Genomic DNA, 25,746 nt, shown 5'->3' with positions numbered 1-25,746 from the left:
ATGGAACCCTTGAACTATTTTGACGTCAATGTGTGGGCAGTATGAGGCGGCAGAGCCACAGACCTTCGCTGCGCTTTCTGGTATGCTTGCCGCGCTTTGCTAACAAGAGGCTTAAAGTTGTCTATGTCAGGTTGGCGTAAACTCTATTACAAATTATTGAATTTACCACTCTCTATTTTGGTAAAAAGTAAGGTCATTCCGACCGATCCTATCTCTGAACATGGGATCGATCCGACACGTCCGGTGATGTATGTTTTGCCTTATGATTCAAAGGCTGACCTGCTCACACTGCGTGCTCAATGCCTGAAACATGATCTGCCCGATCCGCTGGCTCCGCTGGAGATCGATGGCACCCTGCTGCCGCGCCACGTGTTTATTCACGATGGCCCACGCGTAATTCCCTATTTCGTGGCCAATCCCGAATCGGTAAAGCTGTTCCACGATTATCTGGATTTGCATCGCAGCAACCCGCAACTCGATGTGCAAATGCTGCCGGTCGCGGTGATGTTTGGTCGTGCGCCGGGACGTGAAACCTCCGGTGAATCCACGCCGCATCTGCGCGTGCTCAATGGCGTGCAGAAGTTCTTCGCCATTTTGTGGCACGGCCGCGACAGCTTTGTTCGCTTCTCGCAAACCGTTTCGTTGCGCCAGATGGCGACCGAGCACGGCACCGATAAGTCGATTGCCCAAAAGCTGGCTCGCGTGGCGCGCATTCATTTTGCCCGCCAACGTCTGGCCGCGGTCGGCCCGCGTCTGCCTGCACGTCAGGATCTCTTCAACAAGCTGTTACAATCCAAAGCGATCGAAAAAGCAGTAGAAGATGAAGCGCGCAGCAAAAAGATTTCGCATGAGAAAGCCCAGCAGAACGCCATCGAAATGATGGAAGAAGTGGCGGCGGACTTCTCTTATGAAGCGATTAAAGTCACTGACCGCGTGATGGGCTGGCTGTGGAGCCGCCTGTATCAGGGCATCAACGTGCATGGCGGTGAGCGCGTGCGTCAGCTGGCGCAGGATGGTCATGAGATTGTGTATGTGCCCTGCCACCGCAGCCACATGGATTACCTGCTGCTCTCCTACGTGCTTTATCATCAAGGCCTGGTGCCGCCGCACATTGCTGCCGGTATTAACCTGAACTTCTGGCCAGCCGGCCCGATTTTCCGTCGTCTGGGCGCCTTCTTTATTCGTCGTACCTTTAAGGGCAACAAACTCTATTCCACCGTGTTCCGTGAATATCTTGGCGAGTTGTTTAGCCGGGGTTACTCCGTGGAATACTTTGTGGAAGGCGGACGTTCGCGTACCGGTCGTTTGCTGGATCCAAAAACCGGCACCCTATCAATGACGCTGCAGGCGATGCTGCGCGGCGGCAGTCGTCCAATCACCTTCGTGCCGATTTACATTGGCTACGAGCATGTGATGGAAGTGGGCACCTACGCCAAAGAGCTGCGGGGTGCGGCCAAAGAGAAAGAGAGTTTCCTGCAGATGGTGCGCGGTTTACGTAAGCTGCGCAATCTCGGCCAGGGCTACGTTAACTTCGGTGAACCCCTGCCGTTGATGAACTATCTGAACAAAAACGTGCCCGAATGGCGAGATGCGATTGATCCTATCGAACCGCAACGCCCTGCCTGGATGACGCCCGCCGTGAATGACATTGCGGCGAAGCTGATGGTGCGCATCAACGAAGCCGGTGCAGCTAATGCCATGAACCTGTGCGTCACCGCACTGCTGGCGTCACGTCAGCGTTCACTGACCCGCGAACAGCTGATTGAGCAGTTAGAGTGCTACACCCAGCTGCTGCGCAATGTGCCCTATTCGCCGGAAGCCACGGTGCCTGACATGAGCGCCGAAGCGCTGCTTGATCACGCCATGGGCATGAACAAGTTCGAGACCGAGCAAGACAGCATTGGCGACATCATCATCCTGCCGCGCGAGCAGGCGGTGCTGATGACCTACTATCGCAACAACATTCATCACATGTTGGTGATGCCATCGTTGATTGCCGCCATCGTGCAGCAACATCGTGAAATCAGCGAAGCAGAGCTGCTGCGTCAGGTTAGCCTGGTATATCCGATGCTAAAGAGCGAGTTGTTCTTGCGCTGGGACAAGGCGGAGTTGCCTGCACTACTTAACGCACTCTGTGCAGAGATGGCGCGTCAGGGCCTGATCACCTTGCAGGATGGTCAACTAAGAATGACGCCGGCACGTCACCGTTCGCTGCAACTGCTGGCGGCGGGTATTCGTGAGACGCTGCAGCGCTTCGCGATTACCTTCGCTATCCTCAGCGCGAAACCGGCCATCAACCGTGGCACGCTGGAGAAAGAGAGCCGCACGCTGGCTCAACGCCTGTCTGTGCTGCACGGTATCAACGCACCAGAGTTCTTTGATAAAGCAGTGTTTACTGCGCTGGTACTCACGCTGCGTGATGAAGGATATATCAGTGACAAAGGCGATGCCGATGCCGAACGCAGTCATATGATGTGGCAGATGCTGGCGGAACTGGTGACCAGCGACGTGCGTCTTACGATTGAAAGCGCGGTCACCCACGATTAACGCGGCGACAAGCTAATAAAAAGGCGCACTTCAGTGCGCCTTTTTTGTTTATAACAGATCCGCGAACGGCACGGTGCTGAGCAAAATGCCGAGAAACAGCACCATGCCCACATAGTTGTTATTCAGAAACGCCTGGAAGCAAGGATCGCGCTCGCGCTGGGCAATCAGCTTCTGCTGATGCACGAACAAGCCCGCAGCCAGCAGCAGCGACCAGTAAAACGCCCCATTCAGATGAAGCATCATACCCACCAGCGCCATCAAACCGAGCGTTGCCAGCTGCAGTAAACCAATAATCAGTTTGTCGTAACGACCAAACAGAATCGCCGTCGATTTTACGCCAATCTTCAAATCGTCATCGCGATCGACCATCGCGTACTGCGTGTCATACGCCACCGTCCAGCAGATATTCGCCAGGAAAACCAGCCAGCAGACCAAAGGTAAGGACTCACTAACTGCCGCCCATCCCATCGGAATCGCCCAACCAAACGCTGCGCCGAGCACCACCTGCGGCAGATGCGTGTAGCGCTTCATAAACGGATAAACCCACGCCAGCGCCAGGCCGCCAAACGACAGCAAAATGGTCATGGTGTTCATGGTCAACACCAGCATAAACGCCAGCAAACCGAGACCGGCAAACAGCAACTTCGCCTCTTTCCCGGACACCGCGCCGCTGGCCAGCGGACGTGACGCCGTGCGCTTGACGTGACCATCGATTTTGCGGTCAGCGTAATCATTGATGACGCAGCCAGCGGCGCGCATCACGATAACGCCGAGCACAAACACCAGCAGCACCGGCAGCGGTGGAATCGCCATGCCGGAGAGCCACAGTGCCCACAGAGTTGGCCACAGCAGTAACACAGTGCCGATGGGTTTATCGATACGCATCAGGCGGCAGTAAGCCTGCCATTTGGTCATGGGTAAGGTGTTTTGCACAGTAGTTTTATCCTTGATCCAGCGCGCGATAGAGCGGCGACGCCGGTAAAAATAGTTCAGTTAACAGCAGCGGCTTGCCCGACAAACGCAGGCGGGAACGGCGTCCCCATAAATCGCCAACCTGACCGGGATCGATAAAATCGCGACTCAGGGTAGATGAAGAGAATAGATAGCGGCCAAGCGGGCGCGTACCGAGCTGTTGCAGCATCTGCTCGGGGCCGTTCAGCGTGCTTTCTGGCACCACGGTGCGGCCAATCAGCCAGGGTTCGCCATCACCGCACAGCACAATTTCACGTAACCAGAAGCGCGGGTCGGCGGGCAAAAATTCCGCTTCCTCCGAGATCTCTTCAGCGCCAATAAACGCTTCGCGGATCAGTTTTACGGTCACTTGCTGGCAATGCTGCTCGAAGCGACGCGTCATGGAGTCTTCTTCCATTAACCAGTCAAGTAGCGGGGCAGAAAGCTGCGGTGAAGAGGCTGGCAGCCAGTGCAGTGCGCGTAACTGGCGCAGCGCGTCATGCGACATCAGGACATCTCCGGGAAAAAAGTTGCCCTAGTTTAGCGCAGAGGAGAATGCGTGGCACGGCTCGTTGTGCCACGCGATATTATTACTCGCGTTTCAGGCGGTTACTGTTCGCCAGCCACAGCGTCACCACCAGAATCAAAATCGCCGCCGAGTAGTAGAGCGTATCGAACGGATTTTTATGGTCGACGATGATCAGGCGGATAATTGCCGTGATGCCGATGTAGATGAAGTAGCGCAGCGGGAAGTGATAGCCAGACTGAAAGTACTTCACAATCAAGGCGATAAATTCGAAGTAGAGGAAATAGATAACGATGCCTTCAATCAGCAGATAGGAAGACGTCTGCTCGCCGGTGCTCAACAGCACGTTGGCCAGATGAATGGTTTCTTTACCGAGGAACACCACCAGAATAATGGCCAGAATGATCAGACCAATATTCAGCACCCACTGCAATGCTAACGAGATGTACTGCCCAACCCCTGTTTTTATTGTCATTTTTGCGCCTCACGCTCTCAATTACTCACTGGCGCTATCATGCTGTAGTGTGATCAAAATCACAATATTTATACTTCGACATCCACGCACAGCGCGTCATAGCGCCAGAACTCGCAGTCGCAATCAATCACGCGCTTGTGCTGATCGCGATTGATGCGGGTGATCAACAAGCCGGGCGTGCCGCTCGCCACGTTGAGCGCAGGCGCAGCGCGCACCGGCAGCGGTCCCGGCAAAATGGTAAAACGCGCGCCGCCGTAGCGAATGCCATAGCGCTGGTCATACAGATCGGTGAGTGAACGCGTCAGGTCTTCATCCAGCAATCCCGGAAAGAAGGCGGGATTGAGGTAATGCTCGACATACAACACGGCGCGGCCATCAATACGGCGCAAACGGCGAATGCGGTAAACCCGATCGCCCTCCAGCAGTTGCAGATGACGCGCGATGGCTAATTGCGCTGGCACTTCGCGCGCCTCCAGCACTTCAGTGCTGGCAATACGGCCTTGCTCAGCGGCCATGGCGTGAAAATGGCTGTGATGAGAGGGGTTGTAGACCAGCCGAGGCGGTGCGAGAAACCAGCCACGACGCAATTCACGATAGATGATGCCCTGCGCTTCCAGCAAACCCAGCGCCTCACGCAGCGTAATGCGCGTGGTGGAATAGTGTTCGCTTAAGCTACGTTCGGCGGGCAAACGACCACCGGCAAATTCACCGCTTTCAATGCGTTCCCGCAGCCCTGCTGCAATCACATCCGCCGTTTTCGACATCATTTTTCAGCCTCATTTTGGGGCAAATCTGCACTATGACAGTTCGATGACTACAATGTGACAGAGAACAACCCACGCTTTAGCGCGCTGTAACCGCATGTGGATCGTCGCGCCACACCCCGTTTCACCACCATGGTCATAAAACCTTCATCTATTCGGGCTACATTGGCTCGGTTCTTGCTGGACTAGACCAAGAAGTCCCACAACATATACCGGGAGCAATCGAGATGAAAGCGTTTATCGCCTCTGTAGTAGCCAGTGCCGTACTGCTTGCGCTGCCCGCCGCGCAAGCCGCAGATAATGACCTCGCCGCGTTAGAAAAAGCGGCGCGCGCCGAAGGTCAGGTCAACAGCGTCGGCATGCCAGATAGCTGGGCCAACTGGAAAGAAACCTGGAGTGACCTCAACAGCAAATATGGCCTGAAGCACAGCGACACCGACATGTCCTCGGCGCAGGAACTGGCAAAATTTGCTGCAGAGAAAGAGAACGCCAGCGCCGATATCGGTGATGTGGGCGCTGCTTTCGGTCCGATTGCCGTCGCTAAAGGCGTGGCGCAACCGTATAAGCCAACGCATTGGGAGCAAATCCCGAGCTGGGCGAAAGATCAGGATGGCAACTGGATGCTGGCGTATACCGGCACCATCGCGTTCCTGGTGGATAAGCAGCAGGTCAAAGATGTGCCGCACAGCTGGGCCGATCTGAAGAAAGGTAAGTATGTGGTCACTATCGGTGACGTCGGCACTGCGGCTCAGGCAGCGAACGGCGTGTTGGCGGCCAGCTATGCATTAGGCGGTGACGAGAAGAATGTGAAACCGGCGTTGAGCTTCTTCGGCGATCTGGCGAAAGAAGGCCGTCTTGGCGTGACCGATCCGGTGATTGCCAACATTGAAAAAGGCGAAATTCAGGTGGCGGTGGTGTGGGACTTTAACGGTCTGAACTACCGCGATCAGATCGACAAAAACCGCTACGAAGTGGTGATCCCTTCCGACGGTTCCGTCACTTCTGGCTACAGCACCATCATCAACAAATACGCCAAACATCCGAACGCCGCCAAGCTGGCGCGTGAATACATCTTGTCTGATGAAGGCCAGATCAACCTGGCGAAAGGCTATGCGCGCCCGATTCGTGCCGAGCATTTAACTCTGCCCGCCGACGTGCAGGCCAAGCTGCTGCCGCAGTCTGAGTATAAGAATGCCCGTCCAATCAAAGACCAGGCCGCGTGGGATAAAACCTCGAAAATGCTGCCGCGTCTGTGGCAAGAGAACGTCATCATTAATATGAAGCAGTAAGGAGCGAGGGATGAAAACGATCCTGGTGGTGTTGGATGGGCTGAGTAATCAGGTAGCGCAGCACGCAATGGGCTATCTGTTTGCTGAATGCGCGCAGGGCAACGGCCAATATTATACGCTGACTTGCGAACTGCCTTCGCTGTCGCGCCCGCTGTACGAATGCATTCTCACCGGCATTCCACCGGTGCGCAGCGGTATTATTCACAACGGCGTCAGTCGCATGAGTAATCAGCGCAGCATCTTCCATTACGCACGTGCCGCCGGTCTCACCACCGCGGCAGCCGCCTACCACTGGGTGAGTGAGCTCTACAATCAATCCCCGTTCAACGCGGCGCGCGACCGCCACACGGTCGCGCCCGATCTGCCGATTCAGTATGGCCACTTTTACTGGGACGACGGTTATCCGGATTCCCACCTGTTTGAAGATGCAGAAAGCCTACGTTTGCGGCACGATCCCGACTTCCTGCTGATCCACCCGATGAACATTGACGATGCCGGACACAAGCACGGCCTGTCATCGCCGCAGTATCGCAACCGCGCGCGCATGGCCGATGGTTATCTGTCGCAGTGGATGCCGGACTGGCTGGCGGCCGGTTATCAGGTGATTGTCACCGCCGATCACGGCATGAACGATGACCGCTCGCACGGCGGCATTTTGCCGGAAGAGACGCAGGTGCCGCTGTTCGTGTTTGGCAAAGGTTTCTCGCTGCAGCCGGATCTTCAGCCGCAGCAGACCGAACTGTGTGGCATCGTGTGCACCTTGCTCGGCGTCGAACATGACAAACCGCTATGTCGCGCGTTACTGGCGGAGCCGCAGTAATGAAAGGCAAAACGCTCGCCGCGCTATTGCTGCTGCCGTTTGCGCTGTTCTGGGTGGCATTCCAGCTCGCGCCGCTGCTGTGGATTGCCATCAACAGCTTCTGGAGCGACATCAATGAGCGTTGGGGCTTCGACAACTACAGCGATATCCTCACCTCGCCGTTCTATTTGCAGGCGTTTCGCCTGTCGCTCGACATCTCCATCTGGTCGAGCATTTACGGCCTGCTGATCTCACTGGTTGCCGGATATTCGCTGCATCAGCTCGGCAGCGGCCGCTTTCAGCGTTTTTTGATGTCATTTACCAACATGACCAGCAACTTCGCCGGCGTACCGCTGGCGTTTGCCTTCGTCATTCTGCTCGGCCTGAACGGTTGTCTGACGCTGCTGCTGCGCCATTACGGCGTGCTGGAAGGCTTCAAGCTGTTCTCGCGTGATGGCATGGTGCTGGTGTACACCTGGTTCCAAATCCCGCTCGGCATTTTGCTGCTCTATCCCGCGTTTGATGGCTTGCGACAGGATTGGCAAGAGTCCGCCGCGCTGCTGGGTGCAGGCCGCTGGCGCTATTGGTGGCACATCGGTTTGCCTATTCTGTTCCCGGCGCTGCTCGGTACTTTCGTGATTTTGCTGGCGAACGCGCTCGGCGCTTACGCCACTATTTACGCGCTCACTACCGGCAACTTTAACGTGGTGCCGGTACGTATTGCCGCGCTGGTCTCTGGCGATATCTCGCTTGATCCCAACACCGGCGGCGCGCTGGCGATGTTGCTGGTGCTGATTATGGCGCTGATTACCGTGGTGCAGCAGTATCTGGTGCGCCGCAGCTATCTCAACGCCAAACCTTCCTGAGGAGCTACACGTGTCGCGCGCGGAAAAATTTTATCATCGCCTGATTGTCTGGCTGCTGCTGGCCATTTTAGCCGCGCCGCTGCTGGCTACTTTGCTGTACGGCATCTCCACTAGCTGGAGCGACACCATCCTGCCGCAGGGCTTTACGCTGAAGTGGCTCAGCGCGCTGTGGAGCGATGCGCGTTTCCTGACCGCGCTCGGTCATTCGCTACTGGTTTGCTGCGGTGCGCTGCTGTTCTCGCTGGTGCTGGTGCTGCCTGCCATGTTTGTGATCGCTTACTACTATCCGAAACTGGATGCGGTGATGAACGTGCTGATCCTGATGCCCTTCGCCGTGCCGCCAGTGGTGTCGTCGGTCGGGCTGCTGCAACTCTATTCGTCGTCGCCGCTGATGCTGACTGGCACGCCGTGGATTTTGATCGGCTGCTACTTCACCATCGCCTTGCCGTTTATCTATCGCGCCATCTCCAACAATATGCAGGCCATCAACCTGAAAGAGCTGATTGATGCCGCGCAGCTGCTCGGTGCCAGCACCTGGCAGGCGGCGCTGTTTGTGGTGTTGCCGAACCTGCGCAAAGGGGTATTTATCGCGGTGCTGCTCTCCTTCTCCTTCCTGATTGGTGAGTTTGTCTTTGCCAATATGCTGGTCGGCACCCGCTATGAAACCTTGCAGGTATATCTGTTTAACATGCGCAACGGCAGCGGGCACTTCACCAGCGCGCTGGTGATCTCCTATTTTGCCGTCGTCCTGCTGGTTACCTGGCTGGCGAATGCCCTCAATCCTGAACGAGGCTGACCATGAGTTATCTGAGCGTCACCCAGCTGAACAAAAGCTATGGCCCGACCACCATTTTTGAAAACATCGATTTCAGTGCCGAAGAAGGCGAGTTTGTTACGCTGCTCGGTCCCAGCGGGTGCGGCAAATCGACGCTGCTGCGCTGTATCGCCGGATTGACCGAAGTGGATAGCGGCAACGTGTTGCTGCAAGGACAGGATATCGTGCCGCTGCCGCCGCAAAAGCGCACCATCGGCATGGTGTTTCAGAGCTACGCGCTGTTCCCCAATATGACGGTGGAGAAGAACGTGGCGTTTGGCCTGAAGATGCAGAAACTGGCCAGCGGTGAGATTCAGAAACGCGTGATGGAGGTACTGGCGCTGGTGGAACTCACCGACTTCGCGCGGCGTTATCCGCATCAACTCTCTGGCGGACAGTGTCAGCGCGTGGCGCTGGCGCGTTCACTGGTGACGCGTCCACGCTTGCTGTTGCTGGATGAACCGCTGTCGGCGCTGGATGCGCGCATTCGTCGCCATCTGCGTGAACAGATCCGCAATATTCAGCGCGAGCTGAAACTCACTACTTTGTTTGTCACCCACGATCAGGAAGAGGCGTTGACCATGTCCGATCGCATCGTGCTGATGAATCGGGGAAAGATCGTGCAGAACGGCAACGCGGAAATGCTCTATACCCAACCGGCCGATCTGTTTGCCGCCGGGTTTATCGGCAACTACAACCTGCTGAGCGCCGAGCAGGCAACGCAGCTGACCGGACAGGCGTTTAGCGGCCAGGTAGCGATTCGCCCGGAGTCGATCCAGCTGTGTGCGCCGCAGGCGGGCATTCCCGCCACCATCCTCAGCCACAGCTTGCTTGGCAACGTGATTCGCTATCGGGTGCGCGCGCAAAACGTGGAACTCTCGATAGATGTACTCAACCGCAGCGTGGCAGATTTGCATCCCGCTGGTATGCAGATTGGGCTACAGTTAGAGATGTCGACGTTGCGCCAGGTTGCTTAATTTAAACGAAAAAAGGCGACACAACGCGGCGAAGGTTTTACCGGTTGTGCTCACCGTCAGGCTGGCAATCGGTGTGGTTTGAGCCTGACGGATGAGGAGCCTCTATACGTGTTAACTCTGCTTAATCTACTCTCCGCCGTTGCGCTGCTGGTGTGGGGCACACACATTGTGCGCACCGGCATCATGCGCGTTTACGGTGCCGATCTGCGTCGCGTACTCAGTCGCAGCGTTGAAAAAAAACCGATGGCGTTTCTTGCCGGCATTGGCGTCACGGCGCTGGTGCAGAGCAGTAACGCCACCACGCTGCTGGTTACCTCCTTTGTTGCACAGAATCTGGTCAGTCTGACGCCCGCGCTGGTGGTGGTGCTCGGCGCGGATGTCGGGACCGCGATCATGGCGCGCATCCTGACTTTTGATTTGTCGTGGCTGTCGCCGCTGTTTATCTTCTTTGGCGTGGTGTTCTTTCTCAGCCGCAAGCAAACGCGCATTGGGCAGTTAGGCCGCGCCAGTATTGGGCTTGGCCTGATTCTGCTGGCGCTGCAGCTGATTGTCGCGGCTGCCAAACCGATCACCCAGGCGGCGGGCGTTCAGGTACTGTTCTCAACACTGACCGGCGATGTGATGCTTGATGCACTGATTGGCGCGGTGTTCGCCATCATCAGTTACTCCAGCCTCGCGGCGGTCCTGATTACCGCCACGCTGACCGCTACCGGTGTCATCTCCTTCAAGGTGGCACTCTGTCTGGTGATTGGTGCCAACCTCGGCAGCGGCCTGCTGGCGATGATCAACGCCAGCGGCTCCAATGCAGCGGGCAAACGCGTCGCGCTCGGCAGCCTGCTGTTTAAGCTGATTGGCAGCATCGCCATTTTGCCGTTCGTCAATGTGGTCGCCGATGTGCTGGATAAGCTGCCGGTCAATGACGAAGAGCTGGTGATCTTCTTCCACGTCTTCTACAACCTGATTCGCTGCTTAGTCATGGTGCCGTTTGCCGATCCAATGGCGCGCCTGTGCCGCCGTATGATTGCCGATGATCCCGAAAACGAAGCCCATCTCAAACCCAAACACCTCGACAGCAGCGCGCTGGATACGCCGGCGTTAGCGCTGGCTAACGCCTCACGCGAAACACTGCGCATCGGCGATGTGGTCGAGCAGATGATTGAGTCATTCAATAAGGTGGTGCACGGCGACCTGCGCGAAGAGCGCGCGGTGCGGCGGCTGGATGATGATGTTGATGTGCTTTACACCGCGATCAAACTCTATCTGGCGCGTATGCCGAAAGAGGATTTGCCGGAGGATGATTCGCGCCGCTGGGCGGAGATCATTGAGATGGCGCTCAACCTGGAGCAGGCGGGCGACATTATCGAACGCATGTGCGCCGACGTAGCGGATAAGTCACTGACCGCGCGCCGCGCCTTCTCTGCCGAAGGATTGGAGGAGCTGCAAACCTTGCAGGAACAGGTGCTGTATAACCTGCGTCTGAGTTTGTCGGTGTTTCTATCGCACGATGTCACCAGCGCCAAACGCCTACGCCGCTCCAAGCATCGCTTCCGCATCCTAATTCGCCGTTTCTCCCACGCGCACGTCGAGCGCTTGCATCTGCAGAATGTGCAAAGCATTGAGACGAGCTCTTTGCACCTTGGCTTGCTGGGCGATATGAAGCGTTTAAATTCGCTGTTCTGCGCCGTGGCGTACACGGTTTTAGATCAGCCGGATGATGAGCGGGAAGAGGATTAAGAAGGTCAGAATCGCGCGATAAATCGCGCCGCTACAAATACGTGCAAATATTGTAGCGGCGCAATGTATTGCGCTGGTTTTACATCACGACAGCAAACTGAACGCAATCATGCCAACAATCGCGCCGGTGGTGCCCAAAATGGTTTCCATCAGCGTCCATGTCTTCAGCGTTTCGGCTTCGGTGGCGCCGGTGAAGCGGCCAAACAGCCAGAAACCCGCATCATTCACATGACTGATAATGATCGAGCCGCCGCCGATACAGATCGACAGCGCGGCCAGCTGCGCGCCGCTGTAGTGCAGCGGTTCAATCACCGGCATCACTAAACCGACGGTGGTTAAACACGCCACGGTGGCCGAACCCTGAATAACGCGAATCGCGCCAGAAAGGATGAAGCACGCCAGCGCAATCGGCATGCCTGCGCCGGTCAACGCATGCCCTAAAACCGGGCCAACGCCCGAATCCACCAGCACCTGCTTAAACACGCCGCCCGCACCAATCACCAGCAGAATAATGCCCGCCGGTTGCAGCGCGCTGCCGCACACCTGCATCACCTTCTCTTTATCCATGCCCTGACGATAAGCCAGGCCATAAATCGCCACCAGACAGGCCAGCAAAATCGCGGTGAACGGATGGCCGATAAACTCCAGCCACTCATACAGTTGGGAACCCGGCGTAGTGAAGCGTGCGCCGATGGTTTTCAGGCCAACCAGCAGCAGCGGGAACAGAATCAGCGCCAGACTAAAGCCAAACGACGGCAGTTTGCCCTCTTCCACTTCCGGCTGATGATCTTCCGGCGGTGCGCTAAAGCTGACGTGCTGCGCAATAACGCTGCCAAACAGCGGGCCCGCAATCAGCATGCCCGGAATCGCGGCGCACAGGCCCAGCAGAATCATCCAGCCAAAATCAGCGTGCATCTGCGCGGCCAGCAGCATCGGCGCGGGTCCCGGCAGCAGAAACGCGGCGGACGCCGCAACACCGGCAAACAGCGGGATCACCAGCTTAACTAAATTGCCTTGGGTGCGACGCGCCACGGCGAACGCAATGCTGATCAGCAACACCACCGCCACTTCAAAGAACAGCGGCAACGCACAGATCAAGCCGGCGACGCCCATCGCATAGTGCGCGCGGCTTTCCCCAAAGGTTTTCAACATGCGAATGGCGATCTGATCGACGGCGCCGGTTTCATGCAGGATCTTGCCGAACATCGCGCCCAACGCCACCACAATGGCGAGAAAGCCGAGCGTTCCGCCCATGCCTTTTTCCATGGTTTCAGCGATTTTATCGAGCGGCATGCCGGAGAACAGACCGGCACCAATGGAGACTAACATCAGGGCAACAAAGGCGTGCATACGCGCTTTCATCACCAAAAACAGCAGCAGCAGGACAGAGCCTGCTGCGGTTAACACTAGCGTTGCGGTACTCATGACTAACCCTTGTTGATTGCACCCTCAATGGTCGCAACCGTGGCCGCAACTACTTCATCCAGTGAATGATTGATATCAACCACCAGTACATCGGGCTCATCCGCGCCGGGTTCCTGCAGCGTGGCGAACTGCGTCACCAGCATCTGCGGTTTGAAGAAGTGACCTTTACGCGCTTTCAGGCGGGATTCAATGGTTTCGAAGTCGCCCTGCAGATAGATGAATTTCAGGTTCTCGTTGCCCTGACGCAGGATATCGCGATAGGACTTTTTCAGCGCCGAACAGACGATGATGGAGATCTCCTGCGTGCGCTGCATGGCAAATGCCGCATCATTCAGCGCCTGCAGCCACGGCTGGCGATCGTTGTCGTCCAGCGGATGACCATCCGCCATTTTCATGATGTTGCTGCGCGGATGGAGGAAATCCCCATCGAGGAACGCAGTGTTTAACTGATGAGAGACCTGATTGGCGACGGCAGATTTTCCGCTGCCGGAAACGCCCATCAGGATAAAGACGTGGTGCGATGGAGATGGCGTTGTCATTGTTTTGCGCTCCGGCAGTGAATTCTGCCCAATGTTACCGATAACAAATCGAGCTGCCATTGTCAGAGCCCACTGAAAGGCTGGCAACCCTTCTCAGGTGGAAAAGCACGAAAGTGTGAACTGACTCAAATAATCGCCAAAATCAGATGCTGTCACCTTCGGAGATTTCAAAGCCAACATCCAGCGGTTGCGTTAGCGTGCGATCGCCGCCAATGCGCGCTAGCAGCATCGCTGCCGATTCCCGTCCCATACGCTCGCGCGGCGTTAACACCGTGGCGAGGCGCGGATTCACCACTTGCGTAATGTCGTGGCCGTGGAAACCGGCAATCGCCATCTGCTGCGGCACGCGTAATCCCTGACGCTGGCACTCAAACATCGCGCCTACCGCGAGGTCATCGTTGGTACAAAACAGGCTGTCAGTTTCCGGATAACGCTTTTGCGCCTCGCACAGCAGTTGCGCGCCGGCGCTGAAAGAGGAGGCATCTTCCATCATCACGCTGTGTGGCGTGAGCCCCGCTTCGCGCATCGCTTTTTCGTAGCCCTGTTGCTTCTGCAAGGTACGTTCATCAAGGCGCGCGCCGAGGTAAACCGTGTGGCGATGGCCTTTTTTCAGAATAGCATGCGTCATCTGCCGTGCTGCTTCGACGTTATCAAAGCCCACCGCCATATCGAGGCACGGCGTGACCGAATCCATCATCTCAATCACTGGAATGCCCGCGACTTCCAGCATGCGCAGCGTGCCCGGCGTATGGGTACGCTCGGTGAGGATCACGCCGTCGATGTTCCAGCCGAGCAGCGATCGCAGCTGTAACTCCTCTTTCTGCGCGTTGTAGCCAAAATGCGCCACCAGCGTTTGGTAACCCGCTTCGTCGGTGACGGCCTCAATGCCGCGCAATACGTCGGCGAAAACCTGGTTGGTTAAGGAAGGCAGTAGCACGCCGATAGCGCGGCTGGTGGCGTTGGAGAGCATATCGGGGGCGCGATTGGGGATGTAACCGAGTTCGTCCAGCGCCACGGCGATCTTATCGCGCAGCGCCGCAGAAACCTGATCGGGATTGCGCAGGTAGCGACTGACGGTCATTTTTGTGATGCCGACACGATCGGCAACGTCCTGTAATACCGGTCTTTTCTTCTTCATCGTATGCGCCTGAAATCAGAGATACGACGAGTTTATCATTTTTTTGTCATGCACTGCCTTTGAGGAAAACCTGCGCGATCAATCGCGCCGCTACAAATACGTGCAGATATTGCAGCGGCGCCATTCATTGCGCGACCTTTAAACCGGTGGCAAATCAAACAGCAGAATCTCTGCATCGCTGTCAGCTTTGATGCTCAGCGCGCTTTCATCCCAAATCGCCAGCGCATCGCTGCTGCCAACCTGTTCGCCATTCACGCTCACCAGCCCTTTCACCACCTGAATCCACACGCGACGACCGGCTTCAACTGTCACTTCATCGCTTTCGCCCTCAGCAAAGACCCAGCGCGACAACGTCATGTCCTGAAACACCTTGAGCGATCCGTCACGTTCATCCGGCGTCAGCACAAACTGGCGGCCTTTAACATCATCGAAACGGCGTTGCGCGTAACGCGGCTCAATGCCTTTGCGCTCTGGAATGATCCAGATCTGATACAGGTGCAGCGGATCGGTGGCGCTGGCGTTGTACTCCGAATGTCGCACGCCGGTACCGGCGCTCATGATTTGGAACTCACCGCTCGGAATCTGCTCTTTATTGCCCATGCTGTCTTGATGTTCAACGGTGCCAGACAGCACATAGGTCAGGATTTCCATATCTTTATGCGGATGGGTGCCGAAGCCCTGACCACCATCGATAACATCTTCGTTAATCACGCGCAGTGCCGAGAAACCCATAAAGTTGGCATCGTGATAATCGGCGAAAGAAAAGGTGTGCCAGCTATCCAGCCAACCGTGATTAGCGTGACCGCGTTCTTCAGCTTTACGTACATAAATCATGTTCAATTCTCCTCAATGTTTTTTACAGTTTGGTACTGCGAAGGATTGATTGATAGCTGAAAAACTTCATCCCTCTGTTCAAAAAAAGTGAATGAAAACGAAAAAACGACCCAGGTTTTACTGATGAGGAAGTGCGAACGAGATTGGTCTTGTAGATAACCCACTACATAACAATGAGCATCACGGACCCTGCAAGCAGGAATAACAAGGAAAAATTATGTCAGAACACATCACTCCACCCGCTAAGCGCCCGATTGAGCGCTTTTTGAATACCGTTGAATGGCTGGGTAATTTATTACCGCATCCGATTACTCTATTTGCCCTGTTTTCACTGTTTATCATTGTTGCGTCTGCCATTGCCGCAGCGTTTGGCGTCAACGTGATCGATCCCCGCCCAGTTGGCGCGGCAGGACGCGCACCAGACGGTGTGATTCACGTGGTTAGCCTGATGAGTGCCGAAGGTTTGCAACGCATCGTCAGCCATCTGGTCACCAACTTTACCGGCTTTGCGCCGCTCGGCACGGTGCTGGTTGCGCTGCTCGGTGTGGGGATTGCCGAACATTCAGGGCTGCTCTCGGCGGCGATGCGCGCGCTGGTGTTTAACGCACCGAAAAAGCTCATCACCTTCACCATCGTCTTCGCTGGCATTATCTCCAACACCGCTTCTGAGCTGGGCTATGTGGTGCTGATTCCGCTGGCCGCGATGATTTTCCACTCGTTGGGACGACATCCCCTGGCGGGCCTGGCCGCGGCGTTTGCCGGGGTTTCTGGCGGCTACAGCGCCAACTTACTGCTTGGCACCATCGATCCGCTGCTCTCGGGCATTACCCAAAGCGCCGCGCAGATTATCGATCCTGACTACCATGTTGGCCCGGAAGTGAACTGGTACTTTATGTTTGTCAGTACCTTCGTGATTGCCATCCTTGGTACCTGGATCACCAACAGCATCGTCGAACCTAAACTGGGCAAATATCACGACAGCGAAGGTGATGCGGTGCGAGGCGATATGGGCGCGCTGACGACGCAAGAACGTCGGGCGTTGAAAGGCGCGGGCTGGGCGGTTCTTGGCGTTACGCTGCTGCTGATCCTGACCGTGATTCCGGGCTACGGCGTGTTACTCAACCCGAAAACCGGCACGCTGGCGGGTTCACCGTTCCTGAAGGGCATCGTGGTGTTTATCTTTGTCTTCTTCGCCATTCCCGGCATGGTGTATGGCCGCCTGATCGGCAATATGCGCAACGATTGCGACGTCATTAACGCCATGTCCGCCAGTATGAGCAGCATGGGCATGTATATCGTGCTGGTGTTCTTTGCTGCGCAGTTCGTGGCGTTTTTTAACTGGAGCAATTTCGGCACGGTGGTGGCAGTGAAAGGCGCTAATCTGCTGGCATCAATCGATATGGGCGCGCCGCTGCTGTTTGTCTGCTTCATCATGATCTGCGGCTTTATCAACCTGATGATTGGCTCCGCCTCGGCGCAATGGGCGGTGACCGCACCGATCTTTGTCCCGATGCTGATGCTGGTCGGCTTTGCGCCCGAAGTGATTCAGGCGGCATATCGCATCGGCGATTCGGTGACCAACGTGATTACACCCATGATGAGTTACTTTGGCCTGATTATGGCGGTGGCGGCGCGTTATCGACGCGATATGGGCATCGGTACGCTGGTGGCGATGATGTTGCCGTATTCGGTGGTGTTTATGATTGGCTGGACGCTGCTGTTTGTGCTTTGGGTGTTTGTCTTCAATCTGCCGGTCGGGCCCGGTGCGGCAACCTGGTACACGCTGTAAAGGCAAAAAAAAAGCCAGCACCCGAGCTGGCTAAATAATACCTGGAAGCAATGTGAGCAATGTCGTGCTTACCCGGTTGTCAGGAGACGTTTCCGAGCTCGCATGGCAATAATAATCATTATCATTCGCGTCTGTAAAGCCCTTTTGCGAATTATTTTGCATTGACGAAGAGCGAGAATTCCTTGATGTTAAAGGGGATTTTATCCATTTTGCACAAGGAGTCGCTCATGAGTCAGATCGTTGTTCGTCACGCTATTCCCGAAGATGCTGCTGCTTTAACGCGCATGTACAGTCAGCCTGAACCGCAGGCCAACACGCTGCATCTGCCGTATCAATCGCCGACGCTGTGGCAGGACCGCCTCAGTAATCTGCGTCCGGGTGTGCATATGCTAGTGGCGTGCATTGACGATCAGATTGCCGGGCAACTCACGGTGGAAGTGCTGTCGGTGGCGCGCCGTCGCCATACCGCGACCTTTGGCATGGGCGTCGATTCTGCTTTTCATCGGCGCGGCGTCGGTAAAGCGCTGATGTCAGCGATGATTGATTTGTGCGACAACTGGCTGCAGGTGACGCGCATTGAGCTGACGGTGTTCGCCGATAATCATAAAGCGCTTGGCCTGTATCAGCAGTTTGGCTTTGAGATCGAAGGCACCGCACGTCGCCACGCCATGCGCGACGGCGAAATGGTGGATACGCACTATATGGCGCGCTTGAAATAACCTTTAAAATCGCGCCGCTACAAAGACGTGCACATACCGTAGCGGCGCAATTTATTGCGCATTAGCGATCAATAACCTGCGCTTAAATCATCCACTGAACGCGGATCCGATGCGCCATAACGCGTGCCGTCCGGCCCAATCATAATGCTCTGCGTGCTGCCCATCGCGGGCATCACTTTCACATGCTGGCCTTTGGCTTCCAGCAGGCGCAACGTATCCGGGCTGAAGCCTTTTTCCACGCGCAGCTGATCGGGCAACCATTGATGATGGAAGCGCGGTGCGTTGGTCGCTTCCGCTACGTTCATGCCGAAATCGATGCTGTTCACCACCATTTGCAGCACGGTGGTGATAATACGGCTGCCGCCTGGGCTACCGGTAACCAGCCAGGTTTTACCGTCTTTTGCCACAATAGTAGGCGACATTGATGACAGCGGACGTTTAGCCGGTTGCACCGCGTTCGCCTCGCCGCCGACTAAGCCGTAGACGTTTGGCGTACCCGGTTTGGCGGAGAAATCATCCATTTCATTGTTCATCAAGATGCCGCTTTGTCCGGCGACAATGCCGCTGCCGAAGTAAGTATTCAGCGTGTAAGTCACCGCGACCGCGTTGCCATCTTTATCCACCACCGAGAAGTGCGTGGTTTGATTGCTTTCATATGGCGCCAGTTTGCCCGGCTTGATCTCGCTGGATGGACGCGCTTTATTGACGTCAATCTGCTGCGCCAGGGTTTTGGCGTAGGCTTTGCTGGTTAGCGCCTGCTGCGGCACTTTGACGAAATCAGGATCGCCAAGGTATTCGGAACGGTCGGCGTAAGCGTATTTTTCCGCTTCCGCCATCACCTGCATCGCATCCGCGCTACCAAAGCCGAATTTTGCCAGGTCGAAGTTTTCCAGGATATTGAGGATCTGCACGATGTGAATCCCGCCGGACGATGGCGGCGGCATGGAGAACACTTCATAGCCGCGATAGGTGCCGCTCACCGGTTTACGTTCCACCGCGCGATAGGCCGCCAGATCCTGCTTGCCGATCAGGCCGCCGTGCTGCGCCATTTCACCGGCAATTTCATCGGCGATTTTGCCTTTATAGAACGCATCCGGCCCTTGCTGGGCGATCAGCTGCAGGCTACGCGCGAGGTTTTTCTGCACCAGACGTTCGCCCTTCTGATACGGCTTACCGTCGGCTTTGTAGAAAATCGCGCGGCTGTTGTCGTGGTTGATCAGCGTCTCTTTGCCGTAGGTGGCGAGATCGTCGGCCAGCGCATCGTTCACTACGATACCGTCACGCGCCAGTTTGATAGCAGGCACCAGTAATGTGCTCAGCGGCAAGGTGCCGTATTTCTGCGCCGCCAGCGCAAAACCGGCCACGGTGCCCGGCGTGCCCGAGGCTAAATGAGAAGTGAGTGACAACTTACTGTCAGCGTTGCCCTGCTTATCAAGGAACATATCGCGTGACGCGCGCGCCGGTGCCATTTCGCGGAAGTCGATGGCGGTGGTGCGGCCCGATGCGGTGCGTAGCAGCATAAAGCCCCCGCCGCCGAGATTACCGGCCTGCGGATGCGTCACCGCCAGCGCGAAACCCACCGCAACGGCCGCATCCACCGCGTTACCGCCCTGCTTAAGAATATCGACGCCGACTTCTGTCGCCATCGCATCCACCGATGCCACCATGCCATGTTTGGCTTTTACCGGGTGAAAGGTATCACTATCAACGCCATACGAAACCGGCGGCGCGTTGGCGGGCGCAGCGTGTGCGCCCTGCACCACGGTAAAACTCATCAATAATGCCCAGCCGAACTGACGCACGTTGCCCTGTATCCTCATCCTGCCACCACCCTTTTAAAGTTATTTATACCCTTCATACTTCAAGGTGCAGATGCGTTGGCTGCTCTCGTTCACCCGAATCACTTACTTGTGTAAGCTCATCGGGACTCTCTCGTTTGCCGCCTTCCTGCGCCTTGAATTATTTTGGGTATCCATTTGTTATTTATTGATGCAAGTGTTTGCAAACACGGTAAAAAGCGTAGCAGTAAGCTAAATTCGGCGCACTCCTGGATCATAGGTTTGTGATATCGCATAAACTTATGGCTGCAGCGCGTGTTGCCACTTTGGCAGCATCAGCACACAGCAGGCTGCATGAATGGAGGAAGACCATGAACAAATGGCTAATTGTGATCGCAGCATTGCTGCCGTTAAGCAGCATGGCAAATACGTTGAACAGCACCAACGACCCGAACAAACCCGGCTTCAACCCGAGCCAGCAGCGGATGCAGTCGCAGATGCAGAATCAGCAGCAACAGCAGAAGCTCAGGTTGCAGCAGAATCAGCAGCAGCAAAGTCAGGATGTCCAGCGCAAGGTGCAGGAACAGCGGGATAGCGCCCAGCAGCGGGTGATTCAGTCGCAGCCGGGCCAGAAACAGCAGCAGAACTAGCGGAAGTCGGGACCGATAATATCGATGCGGTCGGTGCAGATAGCATCGACGCCCCAACTCAACAGCTCGCGCGCCCGCGCGGGCTGATTCACGGTATACACCAGAATATGCAGACCGGCCGCTTTCAGCTGCGCGGTGCGTTTGGCGTCGAGTAATTTGTAGTTGAGATGGATCGACACGCAATCCAGACGCGCCGTCAGCGCCTGCCAATCGTCGTGCCACTCATCCAGCAGCAACCCGCGCGGCAGTTCAGGTGCTGCCTCCATCGCCGCCTCCAGCGCTGCGTAAGAGAAGGAGGAGAGCAGCGGCGCGGTTTGTCCTTGCCACAGTTCGCGTGCGGCCAGCGCCACATTGCGGCCAGTTTCCACCTCCTGCCCGGTGGTGGGTTTGATCTCGATGTTCGCCATCATCTGATGCTGGCGACAACGCTCGGCCACTTCGCTCAGCAGCGCCAGCGGTTCGCCTTCGTAATCGCGGCTAAACCAGCCGCCGGCATCCAGCTGTGACAGCTTATGCCACGACAGCGCGCCCGCCACGCCCCAACCGTTGCTGGTGCGATCCAACGTGTCGTCGTGCAGCAGGAAAATCTGCTTATCTTGCGACAGTTTGGCATCAAACTCGATCATGGTGTGACCGTGCTGCGCGCCGACATCAATCGCCGCGAGGGTATTTTCCGGGGCCAGTTTGCCGCCGCCGCGATGCGCGACAATGTGCGGATAAGGCCAGTTGTGTTGACTCATTCCAGACGCTTTCCATAGGTTGAATCGAAGAAGTGTAACGCATCTGACGGCAGATGCAGCCACAAGGTGCTGCCCGCCTGCGGGCGCTCGCTGTGCAGCAAACGGACCACCATGCGCGCGTTACCGATGCGGCCGTGCGCCAGATTATCCGCGCCGAGCATCTCCAGCGTTTCAACCACCAGCGGAATGCCGCCCGCGTCGCGGCTGCTGAGTTTGATGTGCTCGGGACGAATGCCGAGCGTCAGCGGGCGATTGGCCCATTTGGCTCTGCTCTCGCCCAGCAGCAGGCTGTTGAGCGCATCAAGCGTGAAACGCGTGCCGTCGCTGCTGATTTGTCCTGGCAGCAAATTCATGGCGGGCGCACCGATAAACGAGGCAACAAACTGGCTGGCCGGACGCTCGTAAACTTCCACCGGCGTGCCCACCTGCTCCACCACGCCTTTGTTCATGACCATCACGCGCTGCGCCAGCGTCATCGCTTCTACCTGATCGTGCGTCACGTAGATGCTGGTGGTTTTCAGGCGGCGATGCAGCTGTTGCAGCTCAAGACGCATCTGCACGCGCAGGCGCGCATCCAGATTCGACAGCGGCTCATCAAACAGGAAAACCGCCGGTTCACGCACGATAGCGCGCCCCATCGCCACGCGCTGACGCTGCCCGCCCGACAGCTCACGCGGGCGGCGATGCAGCAGATGATCCAGTTCGAGGCTGCGCGCGGCTTCCATCACGCGCTGATCAATCTGCACTTTGCCCATGCCGCGAATTTTCAGGCCATACGCCATGTTTTCGCCCACCGTCATGTGCGGATAGAGCGCGTAGTTCTGGAACACCATGGCGATGCCGCGATCTTTCGGCTCCATGTGGGTGACGCGTTTGTCGTCGATGTAGATGTCGCCCGACGATACGCGCTCAAGGCCCGCCACCATGCGCAGCAGCGTCGATTTACCGCAGCCGGAAGGGCCGACCATCACCATAAATTCGCCATCGTTAATGGTGATATTCAGGGGCTGAATGATCTGATTTTTTCCGTCGTACGATTTGGTAACGGTCTGAAGGGTTACGCCTGCCATTTATTTATCACTCTCTACCAGGCCACGCACAAACGCACGTTGCATCACGAGTACCACCACCACCGGTGGAATCAGGGTTAATAACATTGCCGCCATCACTTCATTCCACTGCGTCGGCCCGCCGCTGCTGTTGATCATGCTTTTCACTCCGGCGACGGCGGTGCTGAGGCTGGCATCGTTGATGATCAGCAGCGGCCACAGATATTGGTTCCAGCCGTAGATAAAGGTGATCACGAAGAGCGCGGCGAGATTGGTTTTGGACAGCGGTAACACAATGTCCCAGAAGAAGCGCATCGGGCTGGCGCCGTCGATACGCGCCGCCTCAATCAGCTCGTCCGGCAGTGACATAAAGAACTGACGGAACAGGAAAGTGGCCGTCGCCGATGCCATCAGCGGCAGCGTTAAGCCGCTGTAGCTGTCGAGCATATTCAGCGTCGAAATCACTTCCACCGTCGGAAAAATACGCACTTCCACCGGCAGCATCAGGGTGATGAAAATCAGCCAGAAAAACAGCGAGCGCAGCGGGAAACGGAACCACACCAGCGCGAAGGCGGAGAGCATCGAGACGCTGATTTTGCCAATGGTGATGCCGAGCGCCATCAGCAGGCTGTTGAGCATCATCATGCCAAATGCCGGGCCGTTGCCATTCACGCCATGCGTCCAGATCCGCGCGATGTTCTCCCACAAATGCGTACCCGGCAGCAGCGTCATCGGCACCTGATACACCGCCTCGTTATCCAGCGTCGCCGCGACAAAAGCGATGTAGAGCGGGAACAGAATGGTCAGCACGCCCAGCACCAGCAAGGTATGGCTGAAGATGTCCAGCCCGCGTCGATTCTCAATCATTGGTATTGCACCTTACGCTCGACAAAGCGGAATTGCAGGATAGTCAGGCCAATCACCAGCAGCATCAGCACCACCGATTGCGCGGCGGAGGATGAGAGATCCAGCCCGGTGAAGCCTTCGCGATAGATTTTGTAGATCAGCGTGGTGGTGGCCTGTACTGGCCCGCCGCCGGTGGCGGCATCGATCACCGGGAAGGTATCGAAGAAGGCATACACCAGATTGACCACCAGCAGGAAAAAGCTCACCGGCGTAATCAGCGGCAGGGATAAATTGAAGAAGCGACGCACCGGACCGGCGCCATCGATCGCCGCCGCTTCCACCAGCGATTTGGGAATCGACTGCAGCGCGGCAAAGAAAAACAGGAAGTTGTAGCTCATTTGCTGCCAGATCGACGCCAGCACAATCAGGAACATCGCCTGACCGCTGTTTTGCGCGTAGTTCCAGTTGTAGCCCATTTGGTTCAGCAGATGGCTGAACAAACCGAGGCCCGGATTAAACAGGAACATCCACAGCACCGCCGCTACTACCGGCGCCACCGCGTATGGCAGCAGCAGCAAGGTTTGGTAAAGCTTGCGCAGGCGAATCACGTAATCCACCAGCGCCGCCAGCAGCAGGGAAAAGGTCATACCGCAAATCGTGACCAGCGCACTGAATTCAATGGTGGTCCAAAAGGACGCCAGATAGTACTCGTCGCTGAACAGGCGTTTAAAGTTCGCCATTCCGACGAAGGTGCTGGAGATGCCAAAAGGATCAATGCTTTGCAGCGAATACCACAAGGCTTCACCGGCTGGCCACAGAAAGAAGATGGCCGTGATCACCAGTTGCGGCAGCAGCAGCAAATAGGGCAGAAAACGGGAGCGAAATACCGGGCGCGATGAGGACATAGCAGGCTCAATCCAAGAGAAAAATCGGGGCGAACGCCAGGCGTCGGCCCCGAGATAACAGCGTTACTTCACTTGCTGCTCAAAACGGCGCAGCAGTTCGTTACCGCGCTTCACAGCGTTATCCAGCGCGGCTTGCGGTGCCTGTTTGCCGGTCCACACGCCTTCCAGCTCTTCGTCCACGACAGTACGAATCTGTGGCATGTTGCCCAGACGCATGCCTTTGGTGAACGGCAGCGGATCTTTGTTCAGCATCTGACGCGTAGCGATGTCTGCGCCAGGGTTCTTGTCATAGAAGCCCTGTTGCTTAGTCAGTTCGTATGCGGCGGTGGTGATAGGCAGGTAACCGGTTTTCTGGTGCCATTCGGCAGCGATTTCCGGCTGTGCGAGGAACTTCATGAACTCCGCCGCGCCTTTGTAGGTGTTGGCATCTTTGCCTTTCATCACCCACAGGCTCGCGCCGCCAATGATGGCGTTTTGCGGTGCGTTCGGAACGGTTTCATCGTACGGCATCATGCCTACGCCGAAGTTAAATTTGGCGTAGTGTTTGATGTCGGCCAGCGAACCGGAGGACGCGGTGGTGATGCCGCAATCGCCGTTGTAGAACTTGGCGGTGGATTCATCTTTGCGACCGAAGTAGGTGAAATCCCCCTTCTTGTTCATCGCTTCCAGCATTTCGATGTGGCGCACCTGCACCGGCTTGTTGAATTCAAGTACAGCATCGGTACCGTCAAAGCCGTTATTTTTGGTGGCGACCGGCAGCGCATGCCAGGCGCTGAAGTTTTCAATCTGAATCCAGCCCTGCCAGCCGCTGGCGTAACCGCAGGTCAGGCCCGCTTTGCGTAGCGCTTCGGCGTCTTTCGCCAGCTCCTGCCAGGTTTTTGGTGGCTGATCCGGGTTCAGACCGGCTTTTTTGAACGCATCTTTGTTGTAGTACAGCACCGGCGTGGAGCTGTTGAACGGCTGCGAGATCAGCTGGCCTTTGCTGTCGCTGTAGTAACCGGCAACGGCTGGCACGAACTGTTTCGGATCCATCTGCACGCCAGCGTCTTTAAACACCTGGTTGACCGGCACGATAGCTTTCGACGCCATCATGGTCGCCGTACCGACTTCATACACCTGCAGCAGCGCTGGTGCTTTACCGGCGCGCACCGCCGCGATACCCGCCGCTAAGCTCTGCTCATAGTTGCCTTTGTAAGTCGGAACGATTTTGTAATCGGGATGAGCCTGGTTAAAACGTTGTGCCAGAGAATCAACTTCTTTGCCTAATTCGCCTTCCATTGAGTGCCAGAAAGGGATCTCAGTTGCAGCCAGCGCATTACCGCTGAGCGCCAGACCGAGCAAGACACTCATCAGGCGGGGACGAAGCGTAAAAGCGGACATAAGGTTTTTCCTGTGCTGTTAAGTACGCGCGAATGCGCGCATTTTTTAGTTCGCGACGTAACATGACACGGGGAAATGACGGATTAATAACAGGTTTATGACGGGGATGTGACAGGTGGGTTGGGAGTGCTGGGTGTCGTCTCGTGCGTGCTCGCTGTCCTTTCGTATGTGCTGGCTGTCCCCCTCCTCGGTCCTCCCCCATTAATGGGGGA

24 protein-coding genes are annotated in these 25,746 nt (G+C 56.4%); 10 read left to right on the top strand and 14 right to left on the bottom strand.

Annotated features, from left to right (window positions below; all coding sequences use genetic code 11):
* Nucleotides 1-123 precede the first annotated feature (123 nt).
* Nucleotides 124-2,547, top strand: a complete 2,424-nt coding sequence (gene plsB / locus FCN45_RS01545; protein WP_110868147.1) for a glycerol-3-phosphate 1-O-acyltransferase PlsB — start codon at nucleotides 124-126, stop codon at nucleotides 2,545-2,547.
* A 48-nt stretch (nucleotides 2,548-2,595) separates the two neighbouring features.
* Here the strand turns inward: plsB and ubiA are convergent, their stop codons facing one another.
* From ubiA to FCN45_RS01525, 4 genes are all read right to left on the bottom strand, one after another.
* Entirely contained in the window at nucleotides 2,596-3,480 is an 885-nt protein-coding gene (ubiA, locus tag FCN45_RS01540; protein WP_110868146.1) for a 4-hydroxybenzoate octaprenyltransferase, read from the bottom strand.
* A 7-nt stretch (nucleotides 3,481-3,487) separates the two neighbouring features.
* Nucleotides 3,488-4,006 (bottom strand): chorismate lyase, encoded by a 519-nt coding sequence (gene ubiC / locus FCN45_RS01535; protein WP_137384959.1) that lies wholly within the window; start codon nucleotides 4,004-4,006, stop codon nucleotides 3,488-3,490.
* Between the two features lie 82 nt (nucleotides 4,007-4,088).
* Nucleotides 4,089-4,499 carry a phosphate-starvation-inducible protein PsiE gene (gene psiE / locus FCN45_RS01530; RefSeq protein ID WP_061718383.1) on the bottom strand — a complete coding sequence of 137 codons (411 nt, stop codon included), beginning with the start codon at nucleotides 4,497-4,499 and terminating at the stop codon, nucleotides 4,089-4,091.
* Nucleotides 4,500-4,567: 68 nt separating this feature from the next.
* Nucleotides 4,568-5,266, bottom strand: a complete 699-nt coding sequence (locus FCN45_RS01525; RefSeq protein WP_101763074.1) for a UTRA domain-containing protein — start codon at nucleotides 5,264-5,266, stop codon at nucleotides 4,568-4,570.
* 224 nt (nucleotides 5,267-5,490) lie between these two features.
* Between FCN45_RS01525 and FCN45_RS01520 the strand changes: the two genes are divergently transcribed.
* The 6 genes from FCN45_RS01520 to FCN45_RS01495 all read left to right on the top strand — a co-directional run bounded on the left by FCN45_RS01520 (nucleotide 5,491) and on the right by FCN45_RS01495 (nucleotide 11,742).
* Nucleotides 5,491-6,552, top strand: a complete 1,062-nt coding sequence (locus tag FCN45_RS01520) for an ABC transporter substrate-binding protein (RefSeq protein ID WP_137384958.1) — start codon at nucleotides 5,491-5,493, stop codon at nucleotides 6,550-6,552.
* A gap of 10 nt (nucleotides 6,553-6,562) precedes the next feature.
* Nucleotides 6,563-7,372, top strand: coding sequence for an alkaline phosphatase family protein (locus tag FCN45_RS01515; protein WP_101763076.1), 810 nt, complete (start codon nucleotides 6,563-6,565; stop codon nucleotides 7,370-7,372).
* Entirely contained in the window at nucleotides 7,372-8,217 is an 846-nt protein-coding gene (locus FCN45_RS01510) for an ABC transporter permease subunit (RefSeq protein WP_101763077.1), read from the top strand. The genes FCN45_RS01515 and FCN45_RS01510 overlap by 1 nt, the downstream gene beginning before the upstream one ends.
* 10 nt (nucleotides 8,218-8,227) lie before the next feature.
* On the top strand, nucleotides 8,228-9,013 hold the full coding sequence (locus FCN45_RS01505) for an ABC transporter permease (RefSeq protein WP_101763078.1): 786 nt from the start codon (nucleotides 8,228-8,230) through the stop codon (nucleotides 9,011-9,013).
* A 2-nt stretch (nucleotides 9,014-9,015) separates the two neighbouring features.
* Entirely contained in the window at nucleotides 9,016-10,008 is a 993-nt protein-coding gene (locus FCN45_RS01500; RefSeq protein ID WP_101763079.1) for an ABC transporter ATP-binding protein, read from the top strand.
* Between the two features lie 108 nt (nucleotides 10,009-10,116).
* Nucleotides 10,117-11,742 (top strand): Na/Pi cotransporter family protein, encoded by a 1,626-nt coding sequence (locus FCN45_RS01495; RefSeq protein ID WP_101763080.1) that lies wholly within the window; start codon nucleotides 10,117-10,119, stop codon nucleotides 11,740-11,742.
* Between the two features lie 84 nt (nucleotides 11,743-11,826).
* Here the strand turns inward: FCN45_RS01495 and gntU are convergent, their stop codons facing one another.
* The 4 genes from gntU to FCN45_RS01475 form a co-directional block, all read right to left on the bottom strand.
* Entirely contained in the window at nucleotides 11,827-13,167 is a 1,341-nt protein-coding gene (gene gntU / locus FCN45_RS01490) for a gluconate transporter (RefSeq protein WP_137384957.1), read from the bottom strand.
* Between the two features lie 2 nt (nucleotides 13,168-13,169).
* Entirely contained in the window at nucleotides 13,170-13,706 is a 537-nt protein-coding gene (gene gntK / locus FCN45_RS01485) for a gluconokinase (RefSeq protein ID WP_036621490.1), read from the bottom strand.
* Between the two features lie 142 nt (nucleotides 13,707-13,848).
* Entirely contained in the window at nucleotides 13,849-14,844 is a 996-nt protein-coding gene (gene gntR, locus FCN45_RS01480) for a gluconate operon transcriptional repressor GntR (RefSeq protein WP_101763082.1), read from the bottom strand.
* Nucleotides 14,845-14,982: 138 nt separating this feature from the next.
* Nucleotides 14,983-15,678, bottom strand: coding sequence for a pirin family protein (locus FCN45_RS01475; protein WP_110868138.1), 696 nt, complete (start codon nucleotides 15,676-15,678; stop codon nucleotides 14,983-14,985).
* A 217-nt stretch (nucleotides 15,679-15,895) separates the two neighbouring features.
* Between FCN45_RS01475 and FCN45_RS01470 the strand changes: the two genes are divergently transcribed.
* Nucleotides 15,896-17,467 carry an AbgT family transporter gene (locus tag FCN45_RS01470; protein WP_137384956.1) on the top strand — a complete coding sequence of 524 codons (1,572 nt, stop codon included), beginning with the start codon at nucleotides 15,896-15,898 and terminating at the stop codon, nucleotides 17,465-17,467.
* A gap of 227 nt (nucleotides 17,468-17,694) precedes the next feature.
* Nucleotides 17,695-18,186 carry a GNAT family N-acetyltransferase gene (locus FCN45_RS01465; protein WP_137384955.1) on the top strand — a complete coding sequence of 164 codons (492 nt, stop codon included), beginning with the start codon at nucleotides 17,695-17,697 and terminating at the stop codon, nucleotides 18,184-18,186.
* Nucleotides 18,187-18,254: 68 nt separating this feature from the next.
* Here the strand turns inward: FCN45_RS01465 and ggt are convergent, their stop codons facing one another.
* The gene (gene ggt, locus FCN45_RS01460; protein WP_137384954.1) at nucleotides 18,255-20,006 is read right to left on the bottom strand and encodes a gamma-glutamyltransferase; all 1,752 of its coding nucleotides are present in this window, start codon (nucleotides 20,004-20,006) and stop codon (nucleotides 18,255-18,257) included.
* A gap of 329 nt (nucleotides 20,007-20,335) precedes the next feature.
* Here ggt and FCN45_RS01455 point away from each other — a divergent pair, with 329 nt between their 5' ends.
* Entirely contained in the window at nucleotides 20,336-20,614 is a 279-nt protein-coding gene (locus FCN45_RS01455) for a DUF2756 domain-containing protein (RefSeq protein WP_101763088.1), read from the top strand.
* On the opposite strand, the gene ugpQ is transcribed toward FCN45_RS01455, so the two are convergent.
* From ugpQ to ugpB, 5 genes are all read right to left on the bottom strand, one after another.
* Nucleotides 20,611-21,354, bottom strand: coding sequence for a glycerophosphodiester phosphodiesterase (ugpQ, locus tag FCN45_RS01450; RefSeq protein WP_137384953.1), 744 nt, complete (start codon nucleotides 21,352-21,354; stop codon nucleotides 20,611-20,613). The genes FCN45_RS01455 and ugpQ overlap by 4 nt on opposite strands.
* Nucleotides 21,351-22,424, bottom strand: a complete 1,074-nt coding sequence (locus FCN45_RS01445) for a sn-glycerol-3-phosphate import ATP-binding protein UgpC (protein ID WP_137384952.1) — start codon at nucleotides 22,422-22,424, stop codon at nucleotides 21,351-21,353. The genes ugpQ and FCN45_RS01445 overlap by 4 nt, the downstream gene beginning before the upstream one ends.
* Entirely contained in the window at nucleotides 22,425-23,270 is an 846-nt protein-coding gene (gene ugpE / locus FCN45_RS01440) for a sn-glycerol-3-phosphate ABC transporter permease UgpE (protein ID WP_101763091.1), read from the bottom strand. It abuts the gene before it with no gap.
* Nucleotides 23,267-24,154: a sn-glycerol-3-phosphate ABC transporter permease UgpA gene (gene ugpA, locus FCN45_RS01435; RefSeq protein WP_101763092.1), complete on the bottom strand. Its 888-nt coding sequence runs from the start codon at nucleotides 24,152-24,154 to the stop codon at nucleotides 23,267-23,269. Before ugpA ends, ugpE begins: the two co-directional genes overlap by 4 nt.
* Nucleotides 24,155-24,217: 63 nt before the next feature.
* Entirely contained in the window at nucleotides 24,218-25,534 is a 1,317-nt protein-coding gene (gene ugpB, locus FCN45_RS01430) for a sn-glycerol-3-phosphate ABC transporter substrate-binding protein UgpB (RefSeq protein WP_137384951.1), read from the bottom strand.
* Between the last annotated feature and the right edge of the window lie 212 nt (nucleotides 25,535-25,746).

It is taken from the genome of Pantoea sp. SO10, assembly GCF_005281435.1.
In the GTDB taxonomy this organism is placed as follows: Bacteria; Pseudomonadota; Gammaproteobacteria; order Enterobacterales; family Enterobacteriaceae; genus Pantoea; species Pantoea leporis.
The sequence above is the reverse complement of the archived record's forward strand: the minus strand, read 5'-3'. Positions and strand labels throughout refer to the sequence as shown.